This is a genomic window from Aquimarina sp. I32.4 (genome assembly GCF_002924285.1).
In the GTDB taxonomy this organism is placed as follows: domain Bacteria; phylum Bacteroidota; class Bacteroidia; order Flavobacteriales; family Flavobacteriaceae; genus Aquimarina.
Map to the genome: position 1 here is coordinate 1 of NZ_PGUB01000165.1, position 6191 is coordinate 6191.

At 30.4% G+C, this 6191-nt stretch carries 4 protein-coding genes; 3 read left to right on the forward strand and 1 reads right to left on the reverse strand.

All coding sequences use genetic code 11. The features are described from left to right. Positions 1 to 223: 223 nt before the first annotated feature. The 3 genes from CVD18_RS20935 to CVD18_RS20945 all read left to right on the forward strand — a co-directional run bounded on the left by CVD18_RS20935 (position 224) and on the right by CVD18_RS20945 (position 5774). On the forward strand, positions 224 to 559 hold the full coding sequence (locus tag CVD18_RS20935) for a hypothetical protein (protein WP_103867432.1): 336 nt from the start codon (positions 224 to 226) through the stop codon (positions 557 to 559). Between the two features lie 555 nt (positions 560 to 1114). Beyond that, positions 1115 to 4255: a SusC/RagA family TonB-linked outer membrane protein gene (locus tag CVD18_RS20940; RefSeq protein ID WP_103867433.1), complete on the forward strand. Its 3141-nt coding sequence runs from the start codon at positions 1115 to 1117 to the stop codon at positions 4253 to 4255. Between the two features lie 49 nt (positions 4256 to 4304). Then, positions 4305 to 5774 (forward strand): RagB/SusD family nutrient uptake outer membrane protein, encoded by a 1470-nt coding sequence (locus tag CVD18_RS20945; protein WP_103867434.1) that lies wholly within the window; start codon positions 4305 to 4307, stop codon positions 5772 to 5774. Between the two features lie 88 nt (positions 5775 to 5862). On the opposite strand, the gene CVD18_RS23270 is transcribed toward CVD18_RS20945, so the two are convergent. After that, a complete protein-coding gene (locus CVD18_RS23270; protein WP_103867435.1) occupies positions 5863 to 6069 on the reverse strand; it encodes a helix-turn-helix transcriptional regulator in 207 nt (68 codons plus the stop codon). Between the last annotated feature and the right edge of the window lie 122 nt (positions 6070 to 6191).

Sequence of the window (6191 nt, forward strand, 5' to 3'; positions counted from 1 at the left end):
CGTTTTTTCATTTTTCTAAGATATTTATTTAAACATAAACCGTCTTAAATATCTGTCCGAATAAAGGTAGCAACTCCATTTTATGTCTTGCAACACAAATATCCACAACCCTTTTTGTGTGTTCAAAAAAGTTTAAACCTCTTCTTTAATAAAAATTTAATACACTACTATAATCAATAAATAGTTTTATAGTTTATTTTAGCTCATTATTTCTGTAAAAAAAATGACCTTAAAAAATAATAGCTTTTTAAGTAGAATCACCTCTACATTCTTGGTGTTACTTCTTGTGCTTCCTATTATTATTAAGGCTACGCATAAACATAAAAATGAAGAGCACCTTAATTGTAAAGAGAAATTAACTCATTTATACGAGTCTGTAGGCGAACATTGTGATGTTTGTTACTTTTCTTTTGCTTCATTTAATTTGTCTTCTAAATCTTTTGTAGGAATACTCATTCTTATTACTAACAAAACGATTATTGATAATTATAAATCAATTACTTTATCTTTTTGTCATTCTTCAATTAAAAGACTAAGAGCACCTCCTTTAATTTCTTAAATACCTTTTCTTTATTTCTATATAAACATATAAAGTACAAATAGTATTATAACAAATATTGTAATGTAATACATGTATTTAAAATGTAGAGATAATTTAAGTTTTACATCATTTTGAAGTATAACTATCCATTTATTTTTTTGTCATAATATCGGAATAAGCTTAAACGCTTTATGCCGTATGTTATGTTATATAATCATTTGACTAAAAGAGTTATAGTGTCCATTATACAATAATTGATGGTGTAATACATAAAAAGGTTAACCAATGCTCATAAAAGTATTGGTTTAATAAACGTACACAAGTTTTAAAAAGAGCACTCTCTTTTTAAAATATTTAAGAATAAAAAGCTACTAAAAATTTTCAATACAAGCAAGTAAGATATTTGTCTGAGCGTTTATTTTCTTGTTAAAAACCTTATTTTTTTACATATAAAGCAACCTTCGAGCGATTAGATCTAAAACTGATTAAATTCTTAAAAAGATCTATTGTTTACCAATATAGCCAAGAAAAAAACTAATAAATACACACTAATAATAATTTTAAATAAAAATAATGAATACTATAAGTAAACTAACTTTAGGGTTGTTACTATTACTAAGTTTGACCAAACTTACTGCACAAATTAACATTTCAGGAAAAGTAACAGATATAAATAACGAACCTTTACCTTTTGCAAATGTTTTGATTAAAGGAAAACTAAAAGGTGCAACAACAGATAATAATGGAAACTTTACCTTAAACAACGTAAAGAAAAAAGATATACTAAAGGTATCAATGCTAGGGTTTAAAAACTTTACAGTTCCAATTTCAAAAACTGTTTTTTTTAAAATTGTTTTACGGGAAGACTCACAAATATTAGAAGAAGTTGTTGTTACGGGAGTAGCAGTAGGCACCCCTGTTAAAAAATTACCTTTTGCACTATCTAAAGTTAATAATAGAGAACTTAAAGAAGTACCAGGCAGAGATTTAGGAAATTCACTTCGAGGAAAGGTTGCTGGAATAACTATTGTACAACCAAATGGAGACCCTAATGCGGTGTCTTCCATACGTTTAAGGGGGTCTAATTCTCTTTTAAGAAGTCAAGAACCTTTGATTATTATTGATGGAATAATTACAGGGAGTGACATGAACCTAAAAGACATAAACATGGAAGATGTAGAAAGTGTAGAGATTATTAAAGGAGCTGCAGGTTCTTCTATGTACGGTTCTTTAAGTGGAAATGGAGTTATTCAAATAATAACAAAAAGGGGAAAAAACAGTGGTGGTAAACCTACAATTGTGGTAAGAAACGAAACAGGTTTTTCACAAATAGCAAAGGCATACCCTCTTGCAAACACACATAGGTACAAATTAAGAGATGCTAATGATTTCCCTTGGAATTTAAACGACTTAAACGAACAAGGAAGATGGCATTTAAGTAATGGAGGAATAAGAGATTATGATGAAGATGGATTATTAGACAATCCATTTCCAAGAATATTAGACCATCAAAAAAAAATTTACACTACACAACCATATAGTTCTCTATATACATCAATATCATCTGGTAATGAAAACTTCAAATATCATGCGTCCTTCCAAAACACAAAAAATGGAGGAGCAATACAAGGTGTAAAACCATCTGTACGAAATAATGCACGTTTAAATATTGATTATTTACCCAATGATAAAATAGCGATAAAGACTTCCGTTTCTTATGCCAAAACAAAAGGACACAATGCCCCTTTCAGCACTAGAGAAACTGCACTTTTTTTGGAACCATGGGTTGATATAACTGAACGCGATTTAAATGGGGATATTGTTCCTACACCTAAAGGTTCTTATTACTTAAGAAACTTTTTAGACAATCCGTTATACGAGGTTGGTATTCTTGAAGATTATTTTGATAGACAACGACTAATGTTTAGTCCAAGTATAACATATGATATTAATGATAATTTACAATTAGGAGCATCATATTCACACGATGAATCTAGAAGTGAAACATATAGTTATACTCCAAAAGAATATAAATTTCCAGACCCTACATTAACAAACGTTGGTGATTATGGTATTGTAAGCAATATTTCTAAATCAGATATAGTACAACTATATGCTAGTTACGCCAAAAAAATAGGTAACTTTAACACAAGGTTTACCGCAAAATTTTTAAGAGAAAATAGAAATGTAAATTCTTTTAATGCTAAAGGGTTTCAGCTTTTAGTAAGTGGGGTCAGAAACTTAAGTTATACAGAGGGTAGTTCTAGAATAATAGGGTCAATTCAGTCTGAAGAAAAAGTAAGTAATTATTTTTTCGATTTTAACTTAGATTATAAAGACAAAATTATTTTTAATGGATTAATTAGAAAAGATGGATCTTCCCTATTTGGTAAAGATAATCGCTGGGCAACCTTTGGTAGGCTCTCTGCTGCATATATAGTTACCAAAGATTTTAATATCCCAAAAGTAGACGATTTAAAATTACGTTTTTCTTGGGGAACTTCTGGTCAACGACCTGCTTTTAATACACAATACGAAACGTACAGATCAACTTGGAGAGGAACATTAAGACCAGACATTTCAGGAAATAAAAATTTGTTACCCTCAAGAGTATCAGAATGGGAAGCAGGTATTAATGCTCGCTTATTTGACAGAGTAAATCTAGAAGTTAATTACGCTAAAACTCAGGTAAAAGACGATTTTTTAAAAGTTCCTTTACCTAGAGCAACTGGTTTTAAAGAGCAATGGCAAAATCTTGGAAGTATCGCCTCTAGTGCATTAGAAGTTCAGTTAGGATTAGATATTATTAAAAATAAAAACTTTAGCTGGAATGCTAACCTTAATTGGAGTAAAATAACACAAGAAATCACTGACTTAGGTGGGGTGGAGCCATTTAGTAGATCTAGTCGTCTTTTTAGAGTGGAAGAAGGAAAACCTTATGGATTAATGTATGGATATAAAGTAGCAACAAATGTAAATGAATTAACTCTTGATAATAATGGATTTGTTATAAATAGCTTAGGGAACCCCAATATAAACGAAAGAGGAACTTTAAAACCTGAAGATTTTGAAATAAACGAGCATGGGTATGTTATAATAAAAGGAACTAAAGGTTCTGCAAAAGAGCAAGTTATTCTTCTTTCTGACGAAACAGGAGAAGATGAAAAAATGGAAATAGGAAATACAAATCCTGATTGGAATTTAGGATTCACTAGTAATTTTTCATATAAAAACTTCAATCTATATTTTGTAATAGATCATCAACAAGGTGGTGATATCTATAATAGCACAAAACAAAGACTATACAGAGCAGAGCGTCATGGTGATCAAGAAAAATTTGCAAAACAGGGTAAGCATATATTATACTCTGGCATTTCTAGTAATTTAGATCGTGGACTTTCAGATACTAGTCATTTTGTAGAAGACGGTACTTTTACAAAAGTAAGAGAATTATCTTTAGGATATACTTTAGGGAAAAATGTTTTAGGGCCTAAAGCTAGCAAGATTATTAAAGAATTAAAAATCTCGTTAATTGGTAGAAACCTATTTACTTTTACCAATTATTCAGGTTTTGATCCTGAAGTTGCATACGGATCAGGTTTACCAGAAGGAAGCCTTACAGCCAAAGTATCTAACCCTACAAATGATAGATTAGACTTAAGATCATACCCACAGTCTAGAACTTTCACTGCAATGGTTCAATTAACATTTTAACAAATAGAAAGATAATCACAAAAAATTAATGTTTTCAAAATAGAAACAAATGAAATACTTAAATAAAATATATATAAAATTAATCTTCGGCTTATTTTTTCTTGTTTTACAAGGATGTGATTTAGATGTTGAAAATTTAAATGAGCCAGGTAGAAATAGTATTTTAGGAAGCACAGAAGGAGTAATAGCTCTTTTACACAGTACTAATTCTGCTTTTTTTAAAAACCTAGTTAGCTCAAAAAGTAATGTCGATTATGATTATTTGGCAGATCAATTAGTTAGTTGTAACCCCGTAGAAGCTTGGCCAATGAACAGAGAACCAAGAGAACGCATTTATAATGACGTTGGAGGAACTTTTGAAGGTGCTTTTATTTATGATTGGGAAGCTGCTTATCGTGCTATTTCCACGGCTAATAAAATTTTAAAAAAGATAGATACTTGGACCTTAGAAAACAATGAAGTAAAAAACAAGGTCAAAGCTTCTGCATTAATATTGAAAGGATTGGCAACGGGCTATGTAGGTTTAATTTATAAAAAAGGAATAATCTTAGATTATAATATTCCTGCTGAAAAAATGACCTTTTCTAACTATAAAGATGTAATTAATAAAGCAGTAGAATATCTAAATGAAGCAAAAAATATATATACAAATAACCCCGAATTAAACTGGGATTATTTACCTGGTTTTAATTTATCATCTATAGAGATAAAAAAGGTTTTAAATACATATGCTGCTAAGTTTTTATTGGGTAAAGCTAGAAACCATGAAGATTTTAAATCATTAGATTTTAACCTTATTCAAAGTTATTTAGATAATGCTATAGAAAATGATTTTACAGGTCCAGGTAGTCGCGAAATTTATAATTCTTACCAATCTTTTGCTTCAAGAGAAAGATGGAGTAAAGTTTTGGTTGGTGTAGATCAAAAAATACCATGGTTATTAAGTAATAAAACAGCTCCTACAAAAAAAAGGGTTACAGATAGTCCTCCTATAACTTCTATTGATGCAAGAACTAATCTTTATTTTGAGTACAAAGAGGTTATTAATTTTTATTACTCAGAGTACGACCCAACCTTATACTCTAACTATAAAAATGTAAAATACACCTCATTTCTTGGCGACCTATACGATTTCCCTGCAAATATTTTACATATAGAAGAGATTGTGTTATTAAAGGCAGAAGTTGCTTATGGTTTAGGGAATTATACACTTGCAGAAAGTATTTTAAATAATAGTAATCGAGTAACTGTTGGACAAATGCCTTTGCTTACAGGAGCAAACAAAACAGACATTGCTGATGCTTTATTCTATGAAAACAGTATAGAATTACACTTAGCTGGTAAGGCTATAAATTGGATGTTTATGAGAAGGTGGAATTTACTACAAGAAGGCACTATGTTACATTACCCAGTTCCAGCATTAGAAGCACAACTTTTAAATGCCCCTATAATTACCATTGGAGGGCAAGGAACAGGAGATGGTATTGATTCTGCAAAAGGAGATACCTCTTGGAGGTAGTAACCTTTTAACTATGCATAGGTTATTATAATATGAGCCTATGCATAGCTCTACCAAAACCTAGTAGAAAATCACCGCCATATAAAGCTTATTTTTTAAGGATTAAATGCCCACAAACGATTTCTAAAAGCTCACAGGGGTCTGCATTTATAGCCAAAGCAATCAAATAGAGTTCATCAGCTTTTAGTATAGTACGGTTATTGTTTGATAATTCACTCAGTCTATTTTTTGAGATCCCTGTTTTTCTGGATACACTCGTCTGATTTATATTCTTTACTTTTTCTATCCTAATTATTTGAGCAAATAGCGTTGGCTTATCAGCACGCTATATACTTAGTTATTGAACTAATCCTCGTTGCCTCGGGAGCTTTTTTTAGCTACTTACAAAAATACCTTAACTTGATGACTCGACAAAAA

Excerpts from the sequence above, each read along its gene's own strand:
- CVD18_RS20935 (WP_103867432.1), top strand. The coding sequence starts at position 224 with ATGACCTTAAAAAATAATAGCTTTTTAAGTAGAATCACCTCTACATTC.
- CVD18_RS20945 (WP_103867434.1), top strand. The coding sequence starts at position 4,305 with ATGAAATACTTAAATAAAATATATATAAAATTAATCTTCGGCTTATTT.
- CVD18_RS20940 (WP_103867433.1), top strand. The coding sequence starts at position 1,115 with ATGAATACTATAAGTAAACTAACTTTAGGGTTGTTACTATTACTAAGT.